General features: G+C 65.6%; 16 protein-coding genes. 9 read left to right on the forward strand and 7 right to left on the reverse strand.

The window, feature by feature from the left end; translation table 11 throughout:
- Window positions 1-155 precede the first annotated feature (155 nt).
- The 3 genes from ntrC to dusB are packed head-to-tail and all read right to left on the reverse strand — an operon-like array spanning window position 156 to window position 3775.
- Window positions 156-1598: a nitrogen regulation protein NR(I) gene (gene ntrC / locus AC0WRY_RS17670; protein WP_097662565.1), complete on the reverse strand. Its 1443-nt coding sequence runs from the start codon at window positions 1596-1598 to the stop codon at window positions 156-158.
- Between the two features lie 9 nt (window positions 1599-1607).
- Window positions 1608-2777: a two-component system sensor histidine kinase NtrB gene (locus tag AC0WRY_RS17675; RefSeq protein ID WP_194402108.1), complete on the reverse strand. Its 1170-nt coding sequence runs from the start codon at window positions 2775-2777 to the stop codon at window positions 1608-1610.
- Window positions 2774-3775: a tRNA dihydrouridine synthase DusB gene (gene dusB / locus AC0WRY_RS17680; protein WP_194408305.1), complete on the reverse strand. Its 1002-nt coding sequence runs from the start codon at window positions 3773-3775 to the stop codon at window positions 2774-2776. The genes AC0WRY_RS17675 and dusB overlap by 4 nt, the downstream gene beginning before the upstream one ends.
- Before the next feature lie 280 nt (window positions 3776-4055).
- Between dusB and AC0WRY_RS17685 the strand changes: the two genes are divergently transcribed.
- Together AC0WRY_RS17685 and AC0WRY_RS17690 are read left to right on the forward strand one after the other, a co-directional pair.
- Entirely contained in the window at window positions 4056-5237 is a 1182-nt protein-coding gene (locus AC0WRY_RS17685) for a bifunctional 2-C-methyl-D-erythritol 4-phosphate cytidylyltransferase/2-C-methyl-D-erythritol 2,4-cyclodiphosphate synthase (protein ID WP_194402109.1), read from the forward strand.
- A gap of 3 nt (window positions 5238-5240) precedes the next feature.
- On the forward strand, window positions 5241-5846 hold the full coding sequence (locus tag AC0WRY_RS17690; protein WP_194402110.1) for a CinA family protein: 606 nt from the start codon (window positions 5241-5243) through the stop codon (window positions 5844-5846).
- Between the two features lie 6 nt (window positions 5847-5852).
- Here the strand turns inward: AC0WRY_RS17690 and AC0WRY_RS17695 are convergent, their stop codons facing one another.
- Entirely contained in the window at window positions 5853-6632 is a 780-nt protein-coding gene (locus tag AC0WRY_RS17695) for a mechanosensitive ion channel family protein (protein ID WP_194402111.1), read from the reverse strand.
- A gap of 937 nt (window positions 6633-7569) precedes the next feature.
- Between AC0WRY_RS17695 and AC0WRY_RS17700 the strand changes: the two genes are divergently transcribed.
- Genes AC0WRY_RS17700 through AC0WRY_RS17725 form a run of 6 tightly spaced genes read left to right on the forward strand, consistent with a single transcriptional unit; the run spans window position 7570 to window position 12702 of the window.
- On the forward strand, window positions 7570-8277 hold the full coding sequence (locus tag AC0WRY_RS17700; RefSeq protein ID WP_194402112.1) for a c-type cytochrome: 708 nt from the start codon (window positions 7570-7572) through the stop codon (window positions 8275-8277).
- Window positions 8278-8288: 11 nt separating this feature from the next.
- Window positions 8289-9527: a cytochrome c gene (locus AC0WRY_RS17705; protein ID WP_194402113.1), complete on the forward strand. Its 1239-nt coding sequence runs from the start codon at window positions 8289-8291 to the stop codon at window positions 9525-9527.
- An 8-nt stretch (window positions 9528-9535) separates the two neighbouring features.
- Window positions 9536-9712 (forward strand): hypothetical protein, encoded by a 177-nt coding sequence (locus tag AC0WRY_RS17710; RefSeq protein ID WP_194402114.1) that lies wholly within the window; start codon window positions 9536-9538, stop codon window positions 9710-9712.
- The gene (locus AC0WRY_RS17715) at window positions 9709-10278 is read left to right on the forward strand and encodes a cupredoxin domain-containing protein (protein WP_194402115.1); all 570 of its coding nucleotides are present in this window, start codon (window positions 9709-9711) and stop codon (window positions 10276-10278) included. The genes AC0WRY_RS17710 and AC0WRY_RS17715 overlap by 4 nt, the downstream gene beginning before the upstream one ends.
- The gene (locus AC0WRY_RS17720; protein ID WP_194402116.1) at window positions 10265-11887 is read left to right on the forward strand and encodes a b(o/a)3-type cytochrome-c oxidase subunit 1; all 1623 of its coding nucleotides are present in this window, start codon (window positions 10265-10267) and stop codon (window positions 11885-11887) included. Before AC0WRY_RS17715 ends, AC0WRY_RS17720 begins: the two co-directional genes overlap by 14 nt.
- Window positions 11887-12702 (forward strand): c-type cytochrome, encoded by an 816-nt coding sequence (locus AC0WRY_RS17725; RefSeq protein WP_194402117.1) that lies wholly within the window; start codon window positions 11887-11889, stop codon window positions 12700-12702. Before AC0WRY_RS17720 ends, AC0WRY_RS17725 begins: the two co-directional genes overlap by 1 nt.
- 126 nt (window positions 12703-12828) lie before the next feature.
- On the opposite strand, the gene AC0WRY_RS17730 is transcribed toward AC0WRY_RS17725, so the two are convergent.
- Both AC0WRY_RS17730 and lipA read right to left on the reverse strand, forming a co-directional pair.
- Window positions 12829-13299, reverse strand: a complete 471-nt coding sequence (locus tag AC0WRY_RS17730; protein WP_491120180.1) for a type II toxin-antitoxin system RatA family toxin — start codon at window positions 13297-13299, stop codon at window positions 12829-12831.
- An 18-nt stretch (window positions 13300-13317) separates the two neighbouring features.
- Window positions 13318-14274, reverse strand: coding sequence for a lipoyl synthase (lipA, locus tag AC0WRY_RS17735; RefSeq protein ID WP_194402119.1), 957 nt, complete (start codon window positions 14272-14274; stop codon window positions 13318-13320).
- A gap of 130 nt (window positions 14275-14404) precedes the next feature.
- Between lipA and AC0WRY_RS17740 the strand changes: the two genes are divergently transcribed.
- Window positions 14405-15007, forward strand: coding sequence for a DNA-3-methyladenine glycosylase (locus AC0WRY_RS17740; RefSeq protein ID WP_194402120.1), 603 nt, complete (start codon window positions 14405-14407; stop codon window positions 15005-15007).
- Between the two features lie 2 nt (window positions 15008-15009).
- On the opposite strand, the gene AC0WRY_RS17745 is transcribed toward AC0WRY_RS17740, so the two are convergent.
- Complete coding sequence (locus AC0WRY_RS17745; protein ID WP_194402121.1) at window positions 15010-17886, reverse strand: valine--tRNA ligase; 2877 nt, start codon at window positions 17884-17886, stop codon at window positions 15010-15012.
- Window positions 17887-18008 lie beyond the last annotated feature (122 nt).

Below are 18008 nucleotides of genomic sequence, written 5' to 3' on the forward strand. Positions count from 1 at the left end.
ATGCGGCCCGTCGATCAATTGGATGGATCTGGCGGAACATTTGCGCCCCGTCCCGACTTCTGCTCACCGCGTCAGCCACAACGGCCAGCGCGATCCGGACAGGCTCAGCTCCGCTTTGGTAGGGGGAGCTGAGCCACCGCCGGCGTCCGCGAAGACTAGCCCCCGCTCCTGTAGACCTGGATGTCGAGATCCCGGATCTTCTTCCGCAACGTGTTGCGGTTGAGGCCGAGCAGGTCGGCGGCGCGGATCTGGTTGCCGCGGGTGGCCGCCAGCGCGGCCGTGAGCAGCGGCACCTCGATCTCCTTGAGGATGCGGTGATAGAGGCCCGGCGGCGGCACGCCGTTCGGGAAGCCCTGGAAGTGTGAGGACAGATACGCTTCCACCGCGCCGCCGAGATTGTCGACGCCCTGCTGGACCGCGGCGCCTGGGCTGACCGAGGGCGGCGCGAGCTCGCCGTCGATGACGGATGCCGTGATCACGTCCTGCGGATAGAGCGCGGCGAGACGCCGGGCGAGGTTTTCCAGCTCGCGCACGTTGCCGGGCCAGCGGTGCTGCTTCAGCCGCTCCAACGCCAGCGCGTCGAGCTTCTTCGGCGGCAGCCCGTCCTTCTCTGCCAGCGCAAAGAAGTGGCGGATCAGATCGGGAAGGTCCTCGATGCGTTCGCGGAGCGGCGGCAGCCGCAGCGGCACGACGTTGAGGCGGAAGAACAGGTCTTCCCGGAACAGGCCTTGCTGGATCAGGACGCGCAGATCCTTGTTGGAGGCCGCGACGATGCGCACGTCCGTCTTGATCGGGGTGCGGCCGCCGACGGTGGTGTACTCGCCCTGCTGCAGCACGCGCAGCAAGCGCGTCTGCGCCTCCATCGGCATGTCGCCGATCTCGTCCAGGAACAGCGTGCCGCCCTCGGCCTGCTCGAACCGGCCGGAGGCGCGGGTGTTGGCGCCGGTGAAGGCGCCGCGCTCATGACCGAACAATTCGGACTCGATGAGGTCACGCGGGATCGCGGCCATGTTGACGGCGACGAACGGGCCGTTGCGGCGCTTGCCGTAATCGTGCAGCGCGCGCGCCACCAGCTCCTTGCCGGTACCGGACTCGCCCGTGATCATCACGGTGAGATCGGTCTGCATCAGACGCGCCAGCACGCGGTAGATTTCCTGCATCGCCGGCGAGCGGCCGACCAGCGGGATCGCCTCCATCTCGGCGTCCTCGTCAGGCGTCGAGACGCGCTCCTTCGGCTCCGCGAGCGCGCGGCCGACGATGGCGATCAGCTCCTTCAGGTCGAACGGCTTTGGCAGATATTCATAGGCCCCGCGCTCGGAGGCGCGGATCGCCGTCATGAAGGTGTTCTGCGCGCTCATGACGATGACCGGCAGATTCGGCCGCATCTTCTTGATCCGCGGCAGCAGGTCGAACGCGTTCTCGTCGGGCATCACCACGTCGGTGATGACGAGATCGCCCTCCCCCTGGCTGACCCAGCGCCACAGCGTCGCGGCATTGCCGGTCAGCCGCACTTCGTAACCCGCGCGGGACAGTGCCTGATTGAGAACAGTGCGGATGGCGGTGTCGTCATCAGCTACGAGAATGCTACCTGCGGGCATCGTTAATCCTCATTTCGCCCCCTGTGACACAGGCGACGACTTCCCGGCAGAGTCGGCGCGACTGCTTTGATCGGCATGTTTCACCGATGTGGAATACATCGGCATCAGCACGCGGAAGGTGGTCTTGCGCGGCTGAGATTCGCATTCGATGATGCCCCCGTGATCGCCGACGATCTTGGCGACCAGCGCAAGACCCAGGCCCGAGCCGGTCTGCTTGGTGGTCACGAAGGGGTCGAACAGGTTGGGCAGAAGATCGTCCGGCACGCCTGGTCCGTTGTCCTTCACGCAGAATTCGAGAGGCAACGATACCCGGGATTTTTGACCGGGGACTGACAGGCGCACGCCGGGGCGGAACGCGGTGGTGAGCTGGATCTCCGCGTCGGGCACGTCGATCAGGGCTTCGGCGGCGTTCTTCACCAGATTGAGGAACACCTGGATCAACTGATCCTGGTTCGCCAGCACCGGCGGCAGCGAGGGATCGTAATCCTCGATGAAGCGGATGTTGCGGGCAAAGCCGGACTGCGCCAGCCGCTTCACGTGGTCGAGCACCGAATGGATGTTGACGGGACCACGCACCACGGGACGCTCGTCGCCGAACACCTCCATGCGGTCGACCAGCGTCACGATGCGGTCGGCCTCGTCGCAGATCAGGCGCGTCAGCATGCGGTCTTCCGACGAGGCCTGCTGCTCCAGCAGTTGCGCCGCGCCGCGGATGCCGGAGAGCGGGTTCTTGATCTCGTGCGCCAGCATCGCGGCGAGTGCGATCACCGAGCGCGCCGCGCTGCGATGGGTGAGCTGGCGGTCCATCTTGTCGGCGATGGAGCGCTCCTGCAGCATCACCACGATATGGCCGGGCCGCTCGGTCAGCGGGGCGACGTGCAGATCGACCTGGCGGTCGCCGCCCATGCGCGGCGTGCCGAGATCGACCTTGTATTCGTTGACCGGCGAGTTCGACGAGCGCACCTGGTCGATCAGCGCCAGCAAGGGGCTGCCGAACGGCACCAGCTCCTTCAGCGACTGCCGCTTCAGGAATTGCGTCGAGATCTCGAAGAAGGCCTCGGTGGCGATGTTGGCGGCGACGATCTTGCCGTCGGGCCCGATCATCAGCACGGGATTGGGAAGCGCATCCAGGATCGCGTCGCTGTCGGCGGGCTGGCGATGGTCAGCGGCTGAGCTCATGCAGCAGCGCTCCATGCGAAGTCGTCAAAGGCATCCTGCAGCGACTGGTGGACGAGGCGCGGATCCTCCGAGGTGAGGATATTCTGGCGCCAGGCCTTCAGCTTTTCGGCCGGCGCACGGCTGGCCTCTGCCGCAACATCGAGCGCCCAGCCGAGATGCTTGCGGGCATGCTTCAGTCCGACGCGGAGACCATAGAGCGCGCAGACGCCCTCATAGAGCGTGCGGACATAATGCAGCTGGGTTTCGAGCGAGGGCACAGCTTCCTCGGCCCCGCCCTTGAGGCGGCGGCCGATCTGGCCGGGCAGCCAGGGCTGGCCGTTCGCGCCGCGGCCGATCATCACGGCGTCGGCGCCGGAGGCCTCGAGTGCCGCGAGCGCCCGCTCGTAGGAGGTGATGTCGCCGTTGACGACGAGCGGAATGGCGATGGCCTCGCGCACGGCGCGGATCGCATCCCAATCGGCCTCGCCCTTGTAGAACTGGCTGCGCGTGCGGCCATGGACCGTGACGAGCTTGACGCCGGATGCCTCTGCGCGCCGCGCCAGTTCCGGCGCGTTGCGGCTGCGGTCGTCCCAGCCGAGCCGCATCTTCAGCGTCACCGGCACCTGCACCGCGGCGATGGTGGCATCGATCAGGCTGACGGCGTGGTCGAGGTCGCGCATCAGGGCCGAGCCGGACTGGCCGCCGGTGACGTGGCGGGCCGGACAGCCCATGTTGATGTCGATGATGTCAGCGCCTTCGGCCTCGGCGATCCTAGCGCCTTCGGCCATCCAATGCGCCTCACAGCCGGCGAGCTGGACCACGTGCGGGCCAATTCCAGTAGCTTCGCAGCGCAACCGGGACATCCGGTGGCCGTTGGCGAGCTCATCGCTGGCGGTCATTTCGGACACGACGAGACCCGCCCCGAGCTCTGCGGCCAGCTTGCGGACAGGCGAGTCAGTCACCCCCGACATCGGCGCCAGGAAGACCGGGTTGGCGACATCAATATCGCCTATTTTCAACGGCTTAGAGCCGGATACTGTCGAACCGGTCACAGGGGTCTCGTCGACTGGGCAGGGCCTCATCGCGCCTGACATGACCTATCTTGCGCACAATTCTTGTGCAGTCAAGCGTCATGCCTACAGTTTAGACAATTCTGCAAATCTTTCAAGTGCAGTGCAGCAAAATGCTGTTTCCAACAATCCGGGGAAACCCCCTTTTTTTGCGGGCCTGCCGTGCTAGAGGCATGCGGCAATCACCCCACTCCCCGACTCTCCATCACCAACTGAGTATTCGAGTCCTATGGCGAAATCACAGCGCACCGCAGTCGTTCTCGTCGCAGCCGGGCGTGGACTGCGTGCAGGCGCCGGGGGGCCGAAGCAATATCGCGTGATCGGCGGCGTGCCCGTGATCTATCGCGCCATGGAAGCCTTCAGCCGCCACGCGGATGTGTTCGCGGTGCAGCCGGTGGTGAACCCCGACGACAGCACCATGTTCACGGCCGCGGTCGCCGGATTGAAGCATGAGCCGCCGACCAGCGGCGGCGCCACCCGTCAGGCCTCCGTGCTCGCCGGCCTCGAAGCGCTCGCCAAACACAAGCCGGACATCGTGCTGATCCACGACGCGGCCCGGCCCTTCGTCTCGGCCGGCGTGATCTCGCGCGCGATCGAGGCGGCGAGCCGCACCGGCGCCGCGATCCCCGTCGTCCCCGTCACCGACACCATCAAGGTCACCGGCGCGAGCGGCAATGTCGAGGATACGCCGGACCGGGTGCGCTTGCGGATCGCGCAGACGCCGCAATCCTTTCGTTTCGACGTCATCCTCGAGGCGCATCGTCGCGCGGCGAAGGACGGGCGCTCAGATTTTACCGACGATGCCGCGATTGCCGAATGGGCGGGATTGACGGTCGCAACCTTTGAAGGCGATGTTGCCAACATGAAGCTCACCACTCCCGAGGATTTCGTGCGCGAGGAAGCACGCCTGGCTGCCCAGCTCGGCGATATCAGGACCGGCACCGGCTACGACGTGCACGCCTTCGGCGAAGGCGACCATCTCATGCTCTGCGGCGTGCGCGTGCCGCATACCAAGGGGTTTCTCGCCCATTCCGACGGGGATGTCGGCCTGCATGCGCTGGTCGACGCCATCCTCGGTGCGCTCGCCGACGGCGACATCGGATCGCACTTCCCGCCGAGCGATGCGAAGTGGAAGGGCGCCTCCTCCGACCAGTTCCTGAAATACGCCATCGAGCGCGTCACGGCGCGCGGCGGCCGCGTCGCCAATCTCGAGGTCACCATGATCTGCGAGCGGCCGAAGATCGGCCCGCTCCGCGACGTGATGCGCGCGCGCATCGCCGAGATCTCCGGCGTCGACATCTCCCGCGTCGCGGTCAAGGCGACCACCAGCGAGCGGCTCGGCTTCACCGGCCGCGAGGAAGGCATCGCGGCCACCGCGAGCGCCACCATCCGTCTTCCCTGGGGCGTCTAGGCCATGGGCGGCAGCGACGCACGCGCCCTCTCCCGCTCGCTGCTCGATCTGTGCCGGATGCGCAAGCTGACGATCGCAACCGCTGAGTCCTGCACCGGCGGCCTCGTCGCCGGCGCGCTGACCGACATCCCCGGCTCGTCCGACGTGATCGACCGCGGTTTCGTCACCTATTCCAACGATGCCAAGCGCGCGATGCTCGGCGTCGAAGCCGGCACGCTCGCCCATTTCGGCGCCGTCAGCAAGGAAACCGCAACCGCGATGGCGATCGGCGCACTGGAGCGCGCCGGCGTCGATCTCGCCGTCGCCATCACAGGCATTGCCGGCCCCGGCGGCGCGACGCCGGGCAAGCCGGTCGGTCTCGTCCACTTCGCCGCAGCGGCCCGCGACGGCCGGATCATCCACCGCGAGCACCGCTTCGGCGCGATCGGCCGCACCGCCGTGCGTCAGCGCTCCGTCGTCGAGGCGCTGCGCATGCTGATGGATCTCGCCCGCGGTCCGCAAGCCCAGACCAAGCCGCGTGCCGCCGCAACGCGCCTGCGCCCGCGCGCGACCCGCTCGCCGCGCCGGCATGTGGTGAAGCGCAGGCCGCCTCGGTCGCCGCGGGGCTGAAGCACCTCATGCGGCTGCGAGCAGCGCGCTTGCGTGATCGAGCACGCACTGCTTGACCGCGTCAGCTTGCCACGGCTTTGCTTTCGCACTGACCGTCAACTCCAGGATCGGCGCCGCAGGATTGGCGACATCGAGAACCTTGGTGACGGAAACGGCAGGTTGCGCGTGATCGTCGATGCGCGAGTCGTTGCGCAATTCCTTCAGGATGCGATCGGCCATCGCATTGGCCGCGCCCGCCGGGACCGGAAACGCCACCTTGATCTCGCCCGTGCCGGGGTAAGCACTGTGATTGACGATGGCCGCGCCCCACACCTGTCCGTTCGGCAACAGGATCTGCGTGTTGTCGGGCGCAACCAGCTCGGTCATGAACAGCGACAGCGACTTCACCTTCCCCGCCTTGCCGGCCACCTCGACGTCGTCGCCGACGTGAAAGGGCCGGAACAACAGCAGCATCACGCCGGCGGCGAGATTGGAGAGCGTTCCTTGCAAGGCGAGACCGATGGCGAGCGATGTCGCGCCCAGCACGGCGACGAGGCTCGCGGTCTGGATGCCGAACAGCTGAAGCACGGCGATGCCGACCACGGCCAGCACGCCGTAGCGCGCCAGACTGCCCACGAACAAGGTGACGAGCGGGTCGACGCGGTGCGTGACGCTCAACAGGCGCGTGACGAACCGTTGCATGGCGCCGGACAGATACCAGCCGATCGCGAGCAGCAGAATCGCGTAGATCCCGTTCAGGCCATACAGGACGAGCGAGGCTTTCAGCGTGTCGAAATTGACGGTCATAGCGGCTCCAACCCGGACAATCCGGAGAGAACTCGCTGCGACGCGAAATGATCCGAAGGGAACACCGCGCGTAGGGCGGATTAGCGAAGCGTAATCCGCCGCATCTCTCGCCGCGGCGACCAGGATGGCGGATTACGCCTTCGGCTAATCCGCCCTACGGCGCACAATCTCTTGCGTTACCCGGCGGGCAAAACACGCCAGCCGTAGGGCAAGGCAGACCGATAAAAATATTCGCCTTTACAGAATTTCTGATTTATCGCATCCTCCTCCCACCTCACCCCGGCCAGAGGGGCGTATCGCGATCGTCACGAAACGTGGGGTGAGCTGCGGTGGACACACGTCACATCGGCGCGAGAGGCATTGCAGGGCGGCAACCGTGAGCAAGGCGCCTTCGCGCACACGACCGATGTGACATGCGTACGGCAAAACCGTGTGGTCCTGACGCCCGGGGTCTGTGCGTCAAGTCTTGTGGTGATGTGGCGGCCCGACCGGGCACGCGCATCAGTCATCTGCAAGGCGACGGGGGCAATAGTGCATCGCTCCCCGGGGAGAGCTCGGCATAAGCCGTCAAACCACTGCGCAGGGAAGGCCGGCTGTTGGGCTTCACCTGTATGCCGCTGTGCAGTTTCTTGACACGCAGGTTTCGCACAGTGGACCGCGGGTGCCAGCCGGCATCCGGTCTTCCCTGCGCCCTCTGACAAAAGAGGGTGATTTGACGATGCAAGACTCGGACAGGAACTGTCGCGAGGCTACTGCGTTATGTGCAGTTTTCAAAAAACACGCAAATCTTGTCGAATCCGATCGGATGGCGATGCCGACGGCGCGACCAAACTTCATTGCGCACGTCCGAGCTTGCGCAACAATATACGGCCGCAATAAAGTCGCTCTACCTTGTGGTCCGGAATCAACCGGACCAGCCTTATGGAGGGCGACGAAAGTGTTCGCTCGCGCCGCGGCGTCAGTCGCTGTGATCATCACCTTGGCCGCCATTGATGGTGCGGCCGCGCAAACGGCCAATCAGCCGCCCGACACGATGGCGGCGCGGGTCGAAGCCTGCACGCCCTGTCACGGCAACAAGGGCGAAGGAACCAGTGACGTCTATTTCCCGCGCCTCGCCGGCAAACCGGCCGGCTATCTCTACAACCAGCTCCTCGCCTTTCGCAGCGGCCGGCGCAAATATCCGCCGATGAACTATTTGCTGGAGTTTCTGCCTGATCCCTATCTGGAGGCGATGGCGGAGTATTTCGCCGGCGAGCATCCGCCGCTGCCGCAGCCGGCGCCGAGCGACGTCAGCAAGGAGGTGCTTGCGCAGGGCGAGTTGCTCGCCACAAGGGGCGATGCCAGCCGCAACATTCCGGCCTGCGTCAGCTGTCACGGTCCGGCGCTGGCAGGCATGCAGCCCGGCATCCCCGGCCTGCTCGGCCTTCGCGCCAATTACATCAGCGCCCAGCTCGGCGCCTGGCGCTACGGCACGCGCACGGCGAAATCGCCCGATTGCATGCAGCTCATTGCCGGACACCTGACCGAGGCCGACGTCACCGCGGTCTCCGCCTGGCTCGCAACGCGGTCCGCGCCCACGAATCCGGCCCCCGTCCCGAAAGGCAGCTACGCACTGCCACTCGCGTGCGGCAGCCAGCCCAACTGACGAGGCGGATGATGGGCTCGAAACTGTCGATCACACTCCTGGCCCTGGTTGCGCTGACGACCGTCGCGCAGGCTCAGGACAAAAGCAGCGACATCATCGCGCGCGGCGAGTATCTCGCCCGTGCCGGCGACTGCACCGCCTGCCACACCGCGCCGGAGGGCCGCCTGTTCGCCGGCGGCCGCGCCATGCCGACGCCGTTCGGCACGCTCTACACCTCCAACATCACGCCCGATACGGAGACCGGGATCGGCAAATGGAGCGCGGACGATTTCTACAAGACGATGCACTCGGGCCGCTTCCCCGACGGCGGGCTGATCTATCCGGCGATGCCGTTCGCCTCCTACACCAAGGTCACGCGCGCCGACAGCGACGCGATCTACGCCTATTTGCGCTCGATTCCGCAGGTGAGCCAGAAGAACAAGCCGCATGAGCTGCGCTTTCCCTATGACAACCGCCAGCTCATCCTCGGCTGGCGCACGCTGTTCTTCAGCGAAGGCGAGTTCAAGCCCGACCCGAAGAAATCCGCCGAATGGAATCGCGGCGCGTATCTGGTCGAGGGCCTCGGCCATTGCGGCATGTGCCATTCGCCAATTAACGCGCTCGGTGGCACGTCGCAATCGGACGCCTTCAAGGGCGGCCTGATTCCGATGCAGAACTGGTACGCGCCGTCGCTGACGTCAAACCGCGAGGCCGGGCTTGGCGACTGGAGCATCAAGGACATCACCGATCTGCTGCAGACCGGCGTCTCCATGCGCGGCGTGGTCTACGGCCCGATGGCGGAAGTGGTTCACAACAGCCTGCAGTATCTGAGCGACGAGGACACGCGCGCCATGGCGGTGTATCTCAAGGGCATTGCGGAGCCCTCGCCTCCGCCGCCGGCGAGCTCGACGCTGCCGACCACGGAGAGCAGCCTGCTGATCAGCCTCGGCAAGACCGTCTACGATAAGCAGTGCGCGAGCTGTCACGGCACGCAAGGCGAAGGCAAGCCGCCGCACTGGCCACCGCTCGCCAACAACCAGTCGATCGAGATGCAGTCGGCGGTCAATCCGATCCGCATGGTGCTCAATGGCGGCTATCCGCCGGGGACCAAAGGCAATCCGATGCCCTACGGCATGCCGCCCTTCGCGGGTCTGCTGTCCGACAACGAGATCGCCGCCGTCGTCTCCTACATCCGCACGGCCTGGGGCAATCGCGGCACGCCGGTCTCGGCGCGCGAGGCCAACGAGCTGCGTTCCGCGCCGCTGAACTGAGACATCGCATGATCAATTCCGATCCCCCCACCAGCCCAGCCGCCGCCGACCAGGCCGTCGAGGAGGTCGTGGCGCAAGGCCCCTCCGGCGCGATCGTGCTCGCCGGCATCGCCACGGCCTGCGTCGTCGCGATGTGGTTCGCCTTCTATCTGTTTGTCTTCCTGCCGCGCGGACCGCTGCAATGACCGCACAGGACACCCACGGCAGCGCCAGCGCCGAGGTTGCGGCCCGCGTCGAGCGGCGCTGGGCCACGATCGCGGTGATCATCATCGTGGTGATGGCGGGGCTTGCGGCTTTCGCCGGCATCCATCGCGCGACCATGCCGCAACCGCGCGTCGAGATCACCGATCCCTCGCGGCTGCATCTGTCCGGAGAATTCGTCGAGAGCAATCTCGGCAGCGTGCTGGAGGCCAACGGCAATGTCACGGTGCACGCGATCGGCCAGCAATATTCCTTCACGCCGGCCTGCATCGTGGTGCCCGTGGACACGCCGATCACGCTGCGCGCCACGAGCGCCGACGTCGTGCACGGCATCCTGATCCAGAGCACCAACGTCAACACCATGCTGGTGCCCGGCTACATTTCCGAGCAGCTGATGCGCTTTTCGAAGACAGGCGACTATCTGATGCCCTGCCAGGAGTTCTGCTCCTTCGGTCACGAGGGTATGTGGGGCAAGGTCAAGGTGATCGACAAGACCGACTTTGCGAACCGCGCAAAGGGTGGCGGGAGGCTGAGCTGTGTTGGTCAATAGGAAGCTCATCCTCGCCCATTTCTGGCTGGCCTTTGTGGTGTTCGGCATCGCGCTGACGCTCGGCGCCTGGCAGATGTTCATCCGCAGTCCGATCGGCACCTGGCTGTCCAACCCTGAGCTCTATTACCGCTCGCTGACCGCACACGGCACGGTGATGGGCTACGTGTTCCCGACGCTGGTCGCGATGGGCTTCGGCTATGCCATCAGCGAGTCCGCCCTGCAGCAGCGCCTGGTCGGCGTGCGCTGGGCCTGGGCCGGCTTCTGGCTGATCGTGATCGGCAGTGTCATGGCGGTCATCCCGATCGCGCTGGGGCGCGCCTCGGTGCTCTACACCTTCTATCCGCCGCTGATCGGCAACGTCTTCTACTATCTCGGCGTGGTCCTGGTCGTGGTCGGTTCCTGGATCTGGGTCGCGCTGATGTCGATCAATCTGCGGGTCTGGCGCAAGGCCAATCCCGGCGCGCCGGTGCCGCTCGCGATGTTCGCCAATGTCGCGGGCTCTTACTTGTGGGCCTGGACCGCGGTCGGTGCCGCGCTCGAGCTGCTGCTGCAGATCATTCCCGCCGCGGCGGGGCTGAAGGCGACGATCGATGCCGGCTTGGCGCGCGTGTTCTTCTCCTGGACGCTGCACGCCATCGTCTATTTTTGGCTGATGCCGACCTACATCGCCTATTACACCATCGTGCCGCGCGCGATCGGCGGCCGAGTCTATTCCGACAGCATGGCGCGGATCTCCTTCATCCTGTTCCTGGTGGTGGCGATGCCGATCGGCATGCATCACACCTTCGCCGATCCGCAGGTCGGTGCCGGCTTCAAGTTCATCCATTCGGCCTTCACCGCGCTGGTGGCGTTGCCGACGCTGCTGACCGTGTTCACGATCTGCGCCTCGGTCGAGATCGCCGCGCGGCTACGCGGCGGCCGCGGGATGTTCGGCTGGATCAAGGCCCTGCCCTGGGACAATCCGATGATGCTGGCGCTGGCGTTCTCCTTCGTCATGCTGGGCTTCGGCGGTGCCGGCGGCCTCATCAACATGAGCTACCAGCTCGATGCTTCCATTCACAACACGCAGTGGATCACCGGCCATTTCCACCTGATCTTCGGCGGCGCCATCGTGATCATGTATTTCGCGATCGCTTACGATCTGTGGCCGCATTTGACCGGGCGCGAGCTGATCGACCTCCGCCTGATCCGCACCCAGCTCTGGTTGTGGTTCATCGGCATGATCGTCACCACGTTCCCGTGGCACTGGGTCGGCATCCTGGGCATGCCGCGCCGCATGGCCTATTTCGACTTCGGCGATCCCGCGATCGCGCCACAGGCGCTCTCGGTCACCTTCTCGGCGATCGGCGGCTTCATCCTGCTGGCCTCGGGCATCATGTTCATCGTCATCCTCGCGCGCGGCATGCGCGCGCTGCAGGTTGACGCCGGGCCCTATCGCTTTGCGCTCGCCGTGCACGAACCGAAGACGGTACCGGTCGCGCTCAATACCCATGCGCTATGGGTGGCGCTGATGATCGCCCTCACCCTCACCAATTACGGCTATCCGATCCTGAACCTGGCGCTGAGCTCGGGGACGTCGGTGCCGGCCGTCTATGTGGGAGCGCAGTGATGAGCACGCGCGACCTCTTCACCCTCCGCAACAGCCATTTCAGGCTCGGCGTCGGCGTCACCGCCGCGATCCTGATTGTGACTGCGATTGCCGGCTTCCTCGTGCTGCCCTACGCGCAGCCCTGGGTGCAGTTCGCGGGCGTCTGGGACGCGATCTGCAGCGCCGCCGGCGTGCCGCAGCGCGCGGCAACCGTCACCGCGCCTGAGCAGACCAAGCGCCTGTCCGAGGTCGTGCTCACCTCGCACACCCTGTCACGCCCGAGCCAGGAGGCGATCGGTCGCGGGGCGACGCTGGCGCAGCGCTGCGCGATCTGCCACGGCCCGACCGGCGTCAGCCGCGCGGATTCGCCCAATCTCGCCGGGCAATATGCCGCCGTGATCTACAAGCAGCTGCACGATTTCCGCTCGGCGGCGCGCACCAATGCCGTGATGTCGCCATTCGCGGTCAATTTGACCGACCAGGAGATCGCCGATCTCTCGAACTATTACGCCTATCTGCCGCGGCTTCCGGCCTATCATCCAACACCGCAACTGCCGAAGCCGAACATCGTGATCTACGGCGCGCCGATGCGCGGCATCGCGCCCTGCGGCTCCTGCCATGGTAGTCTCGACAACAAGACCGGCAGCCCATGGCTGGAGGGCCAATCGGAAGCGTACATGAAGGCGCAGCTCCAGGCCTTCGCCTCCGGAGAGCGCCGCAACGACATCAGCCAGCAGATGCGCAACATCGCGCGCGCGATGACACCGCAGGAGATCGAGCAGGCCGCGGCGTATTACGCCTCACAGCCGCCGGATGTCGTGAAGGCGGTGGATTGAGGGGGCGGCGCACCGGCCTCTCCGCCGTCATTGCGAGCGCAGCGAAGCAATCCAGAATCCTTCCGCGGAGGGATTTTGGATTGCTTCGTCGCAAGAGCTCCTCGCAATGACGGTGGAGAGAGTATCCTACGTCGACGCCAGCTTCGGCCGCCCGTAGATCGCATCCGCACGCTTTTCGAACGCGGCCGAGAACCGCGCGAAGGCGGCATCGAACATCGAGCCCATCAGGAGCGCCAGCATGCGGCTCTTGAATTCGTAGGACAGGAAGAAACCGACGTCGCAGACGCCCTCACCCTTGGGCTCGAACGTCCAGCGGTTTTCCAGATTACTGAAGGGACCTTGCAGATACTCGACGAGAATCTTCAAGTTCGCGCGGTCGAGCGTCACGCGGCTGGTGAAGGATTCCTTGACCAGCTTGAACGACACCGTCATGTCGGCCACCAGCACCTCGGTGCCGTCGGGCTTGGCCATCCGCTGGCGCACCTTCAGCGCGCTGCACAGCGGCACGAATTCCGGGTAGCGCTCGACGTCGGCGACCAGATCGAACATCTCGGATGCGCTGTGATTGACACGGCGCTTGCTCGAAAATTTGGGCATGGTGACTCAGATGGCGGTTCAGCGGGCGCTAGCTGCCCGCGCGGCCTTCAGTCTCGCAAAATCCTCGCCGGCATGATGCGACGACCGGGTCAGCGGGCTCGCGGACACCATCAGGAAACCCTTGGTGTAGGCGATCTTCTCATAGGACGAAAACTCGTCCGGCGGCACATAGCGCATCACCGCGTGGTGCTTGCGGGTCGGCTGCAGATACTGGCCGATGGTCAGGAAATCGACGTCGGCGGAGCGCAGATCGTCCATCACCTGCTGCACCTCGTGGCGCTCCTCGCCGAGGCCGACCATGATGCCGGATTTGGTGAAGATGGTGGGATCGAGCTCCTTGACCCGCTGCAGCAGCCGCATCGAATGGAAATAGCGCGCGCCCGGCCGCACCGTGAGATAGCGCGACGGCACGGTTTCGAGATTGTGGTTGAAGACGTCGGGCTTGGCGGCCGCGACGATTTCGAGCGCCCCCTCCTTGCGCAGGAAGTCCGGTGTCAGGATCTCGATCGTGGTCGAGGGACACGCGGCGCGGATCGCGCGGATGGTCTGAGCAAAATGCTCGGCGCCGCCATCAGCGAGGTCATCGCGATCGACCGAGGTGACGACGACATGGGCAAGGCCGAGCTTGGCCGTCGCCTCGGCCACATGCTGCGGCTCGGCCGCATCCAGCGCATTCGGCAGGCCGGTCTTGACGTTGCAGAAGGCGCAGGCCCGGGTGCAGGTGTCACCCATGATCATGAAGGTGGCGTGCTTCTTGTCCCAGCACTCGCCGATGTTCGGGCAGCCCGCTTCCTCGCACACCGTGTGCAAGCCGTTGGATTGCACGATGTTGCGGGTGTCGGCATAGCCGCGGGTGGTCGGCGCGCGCACGCGGATCCAGTCCGGCTTCGGCGGGGAAACGGAATCTGGCCGGTTCACCTTTTCGGGGTGGCGCGGGCGCAACGGGTTCGTGAGGGTATCGACAATAACGACCATGGGGTGTCCGGTCTGTTCAGGTCCTACCTAGTCGGTCTAGCCGTGCATCGCAACCCGGCTCGCCCCGCTTCAGGGAACATGGCAGATATGGGCAATATCCTGCTCTGTTCTCAAGCGATTCTCACCTCGAATGGCTCCAGTCTCGAAGACCTCACCCCCTCGGCTCGGCAAGGCCCTGAAGCGGGCCTTTTTCGACCGCGACGTCCGCGAGGTCGCGTACGACCTGATCGGTGCCACCATGCTGGTCGACGGCGTCGGCGGGACCATCGTCGAGGTCGAGGCCTATCATCATACCGAGCCCGCGGCGCACTCCTACAACGGCCCGACGCCGCGGAACCAGATCATGTTCGGCCCGCCCGGCTTTGCCTATGTCTACCGCTCATACGGCATCCATTGGTGCGTCAATTTCGTCTGCGAGGAGGAAGGCTCGGCCAGCGCCGTGCTGATCCGCGCGCTGGAGCCGACGCATGGCTTAGCGGCCATGCGCCGCCGTCGTCATCTCCAGGACCTGCACGCGCTGTGCTCGGGCCCGGGCAAGTTGACCGAGGCGCTCGGCATCACCATCGCCCACAACACTCTGCCGCTGGACCGCCCGCCGATCGCACTGCATGCGCGAACGGAGGATGTCGAGGTCGCCACCGGCATCCGCATCGGAATCACCAAGGCGGTCGAGCTGCCCTGGCGCTATGGCGTCAGGGGCTCGAAGTTTCTCAGCAAGCCGTTTCCGAAATAGGCTTACGTCGCCTGCTTCAACCGCTCCAGCGCCTCGAGCAGCTTGGTCTTGCGGGCCAGCGCGGCCTCGCGCTTCTCGCGCTCCTCCTCGACGACCTCCTCGGCCGCGTTGGCGACGAATTTCTCGTTCGCGAGCTTCGACTCGGCGCGCTTGATGTCGGCGTCGGCCTTGGCGATCTCCTTGTCGAGGCGCGTGCGCTCGGCGGCGACGTCGATCACGCCCTTGAGCGGCAGCGCGGCCACTTCGCCGCGCACCAGCAGTTGAACCGCGCCGTCAGGAGCACGGTCGGCGAAAGAAATCTCCGACAGCCGCGCCATGCGCTTGACCACGTCGGTCCAGCGCGGCGCGCGCTCCTTGGTTTCAGTCGAGGCGCCCACGAGCACCAACGCGGTCAGCGTCGCCGGCGGGATGTTCATCTCGGCGCGCACCGACCGGATCTGCGTGACGAGGTCGATCACCCAGCCGATCTCGGCCTCAGCCTTGGGATCGGTGAAGTCGGCATGGTCGAAGATCGGCAGCACCCAGGCCGGCGAGACGAGCGGATCGGTCGCCCCCGTCGTCGCAGCCAGCATCGCAAGCTGCTCGGGCGTCGGCTCGGCCTGCTTCAGCGGCCATTGCGCCAATGCGAGCAGGCCGTCACGCTTGGCCGTCACCTCCCAAAGCTCCTCGGTGATGAAGGGCATGAAGGGGTGCAGCAGCTTCAGGATCCCGTCGCGCGCCCAGGCGACCATGGCGCGGGTCTCGTCCTTGGCGGGACTGTCCGGGCCAAGCAGCACGGGCTTTGCGAGCTCGAGATACCAGTCGCAATAGACGTTCCAGACAAAGCGGTAGATCGCGCCGGCCGCATCGTTGAAGCGATAGGCTTCAATGGCCTCGGTCACCTCGCGCGTGGTGTGCGCGCTCTCATGTGCGATCCAGCGGTTCAGCGTCTCCTTCGCCTTCGCCGGCTCGAAACCGTCAGGCACGGCGCAGTGGTTCATTTCCGCGAAGCGGCAGGCGTTCCAGAGCTTGGTCGCGAAATTGCGGTAGCCCTCGACGCGGCTGGTGGCGAGCTTGATGTCGCGCCCCTGCGCCGCCATCGCGGCCAGCGTGAAGCGCAGCGCGTCCGCGCCGTATTCGTCGATCAGGTTGAGCGGATCGATGACGTTGCCCTTCGACTTCGACATCTTGGCGCCCTTCTCGTCGCGGACGAGGGCGTGGATGTAGATCGTCGAGAACGGCACCTCCTTCATGAAGTGCAGGCCCATCATCATCATGCGGGCGACCCAGAAGAAGATGATGTCGAAGCCGGTCACCAGCGCATTGGTCGGGTAGTAGCGCTGCACCTCGGGGGCGTCTTCGGGCCAGCCGAGCGTCGAGAACGGCCACAGCGCCGAGGAGAACCAGGTGTCGAGCACGTCCTCGTCGCGCGTGATGAAGCCTTCGCGCTTGTTGCGGTCGAGCGCCATCTCGCGGCCCTGCTCGGCCGTGATGACCTCCTGCTCGACGTAATAGCCGAGGGCGTGGCTGATCGCCTCCTCCTCGGTCTCGGCGACGAACACCTTGCCGTCAGGCCCGTACCAGGCCGGGATCTGGTGGCCCCACCAGAGCTGGCGCGAGATGCACCAGGGCTGGATGTTCTCCATCCAGTCGAAATAGGTCTTCTCCCAGTTTTTCGGTACGAACGAGGTTTCGCCCGAACGCACCGCCGCGATCGCCGGTTTCGCGAGCGTCTTGGCGTCGACATACCATTGGTCGGTCAGGTACGGCTCGATCACGCTGCCCGAGCGGTCGCCATGCGGCACCATGTGGGTGTGCGGCTCGATCCGCTCGACGAAGCCGAAGCTCTCCAGCCGCTCGACGATGCGCTTGCGCGCGGCGAAGCGGTCGACCCGGTGGAATTCCTCGGCGAATTGCGAGGCGCCTTCCGGCAGATCGCGCAGATAGTCCTCGTTGCCGACGAGATCGAGACAACCTTCCCGGTCGATTACGCTGATGCGGCGCAGGCCGTGGCGATTGCCGACATCGAAGTCGTTGAAGTCGTGCGCCGGCGTCACCTTGACCGCGCCCGAGCCCTTCTCCGGATCGGAATAATCGTCGGCGACGATCGCAATCTTGCGGCCGACCAGCGGCAGGATGACGTTTTTGCCGACCAGCTTCTGATAGCGCTCATCCTCGGGATGCACGGCCACGCCGGTATCGCCGAGCATGGTCTCGGGGCGCGTGGTGGCGACGACGATGAAGCTCGAGGGATCCTCGGGGTTGAAGGTCTTGGCTTCGATCGGGTAGCGCAGATACCAGAGGTGACCCTTCACCTCGGTCTGCTGCACTTCGAGATCGGAGATCGCGGTGAGCAGCTTGGTGTCCCAGTTCACCAGCCGCTTGTCCTTGTAGATCAGGCCGTCGCGGTGCAGCTCGACGAACACCTTGACGACGGCCTTCGAGAGCCCCTCGTCCATGGTGAAGCGTTCGCGCGACCAGTCGCAGGAAGCGCCGAGGCGCTTGAGCTGGTTGATGATGGTGTCGCCGCTCTCGGCCTTCCACTGCCAGACCCGCTCCAGGAATTTCTCGCGGCCCATCTCGCGGCGGCCGGGCTGCTGCCGTTCCATCAGCTGCCGCTCGACCACCATCTGGGTGGCGATGCCGGCATGATCGGTGCCGGGCTGCCACAGCACATCGCGGCCGCGCATGCGCTCGAACCGGCAGAGGATGTCCTGCAGCGTGTTGTTGAGGGCGTGGCCCATGTGCAGCGAGCCCGTCACGTTCGGCGGCGGGATCACGATGGTAAACGGCACGGCGTCACGGCGATCAGGGCGGCCGGCCTTGAAGGCAAGGCTGTCCTCCCACACCACGGACATGCGGGCTTCGATATCGGCGGGCTGGTAATTTTTCTCGATCATGGGGTTGTAGAAAGCCGCGTGTGCGGGTCAAGTCAACGGGAAGCTCAGCGGCTAAGGGCATTCGGCCCGGTCCGCAGGCCGAATATGCCCTGGGAGCAGGGCTTTATCGGGGCCGGACCGCC

The organism is Bradyrhizobium sp. T-12 (genome assembly GCF_058314695.1).

Coding starts and splice junctions, on each gene's coding strand:
- ntrC (WP_097662565.1), bottom strand. CDS start 1,598: ATGCCCGCAGGTAGCATTCTCGTAGCTGATGACGACACCGCCATCCGC.
- AC0WRY_RS17675 (WP_194402108.1), bottom strand. CDS start 2,777: ATGAGCTCAGCCGCTGACCATCGCCAGCCCGCCGACAGCGACGCGATC.
- AC0WRY_RS17685 (WP_194402109.1), top strand. CDS start 4,056: ATGGCGAAATCACAGCGCACCGCAGTCGTTCTCGTCGCAGCCGGGCGT.
- AC0WRY_RS17690 (WP_194402110.1), top strand. CDS start 5,241: ATGGGCGGCAGCGACGCACGCGCCCTCTCCCGCTCGCTGCTCGATCTG.
- AC0WRY_RS17695 (WP_194402111.1), bottom strand. CDS start 6,632: ATGACCGTCAATTTCGACACGCTGAAAGCCTCGCTCGTCCTGTATGGC.
- AC0WRY_RS17705 (WP_194402113.1), top strand. CDS start 8,289: ATGGGCTCGAAACTGTCGATCACACTCCTGGCCCTGGTTGCGCTGACG.
- AC0WRY_RS17710 (WP_194402114.1), top strand. CDS start 9,536: ATGATCAATTCCGATCCCCCCACCAGCCCAGCCGCCGCCGACCAGGCC.
- AC0WRY_RS17715 (WP_194402115.1), top strand. CDS start 9,709: ATGACCGCACAGGACACCCACGGCAGCGCCAGCGCCGAGGTTGCGGCC.
- AC0WRY_RS17725 (WP_194402117.1), top strand. CDS start 11,887: ATGAGCACGCGCGACCTCTTCACCCTCCGCAACAGCCATTTCAGGCTC.
- AC0WRY_RS17730 (WP_491120180.1), bottom strand. CDS start 13,299: ATGCCCAAATTTTCGAGCAAGCGCCGTGTCAATCACAGCGCATCCGAG.
- lipA (WP_194402119.1), bottom strand. CDS start 14,274: ATGGTCGTTATTGTCGATACCCTCACGAACCCGTTGCGCCCGCGCCAC.
- AC0WRY_RS17740 (WP_194402120.1), top strand. CDS start 14,405: ATGGCTCCAGTCTCGAAGACCTCACCCCCTCGGCTCGGCAAGGCCCTG.
- AC0WRY_RS17745 (WP_194402121.1), bottom strand. CDS start 17,886: ATGATCGAGAAAAATTACCAGCCCGCCGATATCGAAGCCCGCATGTCC.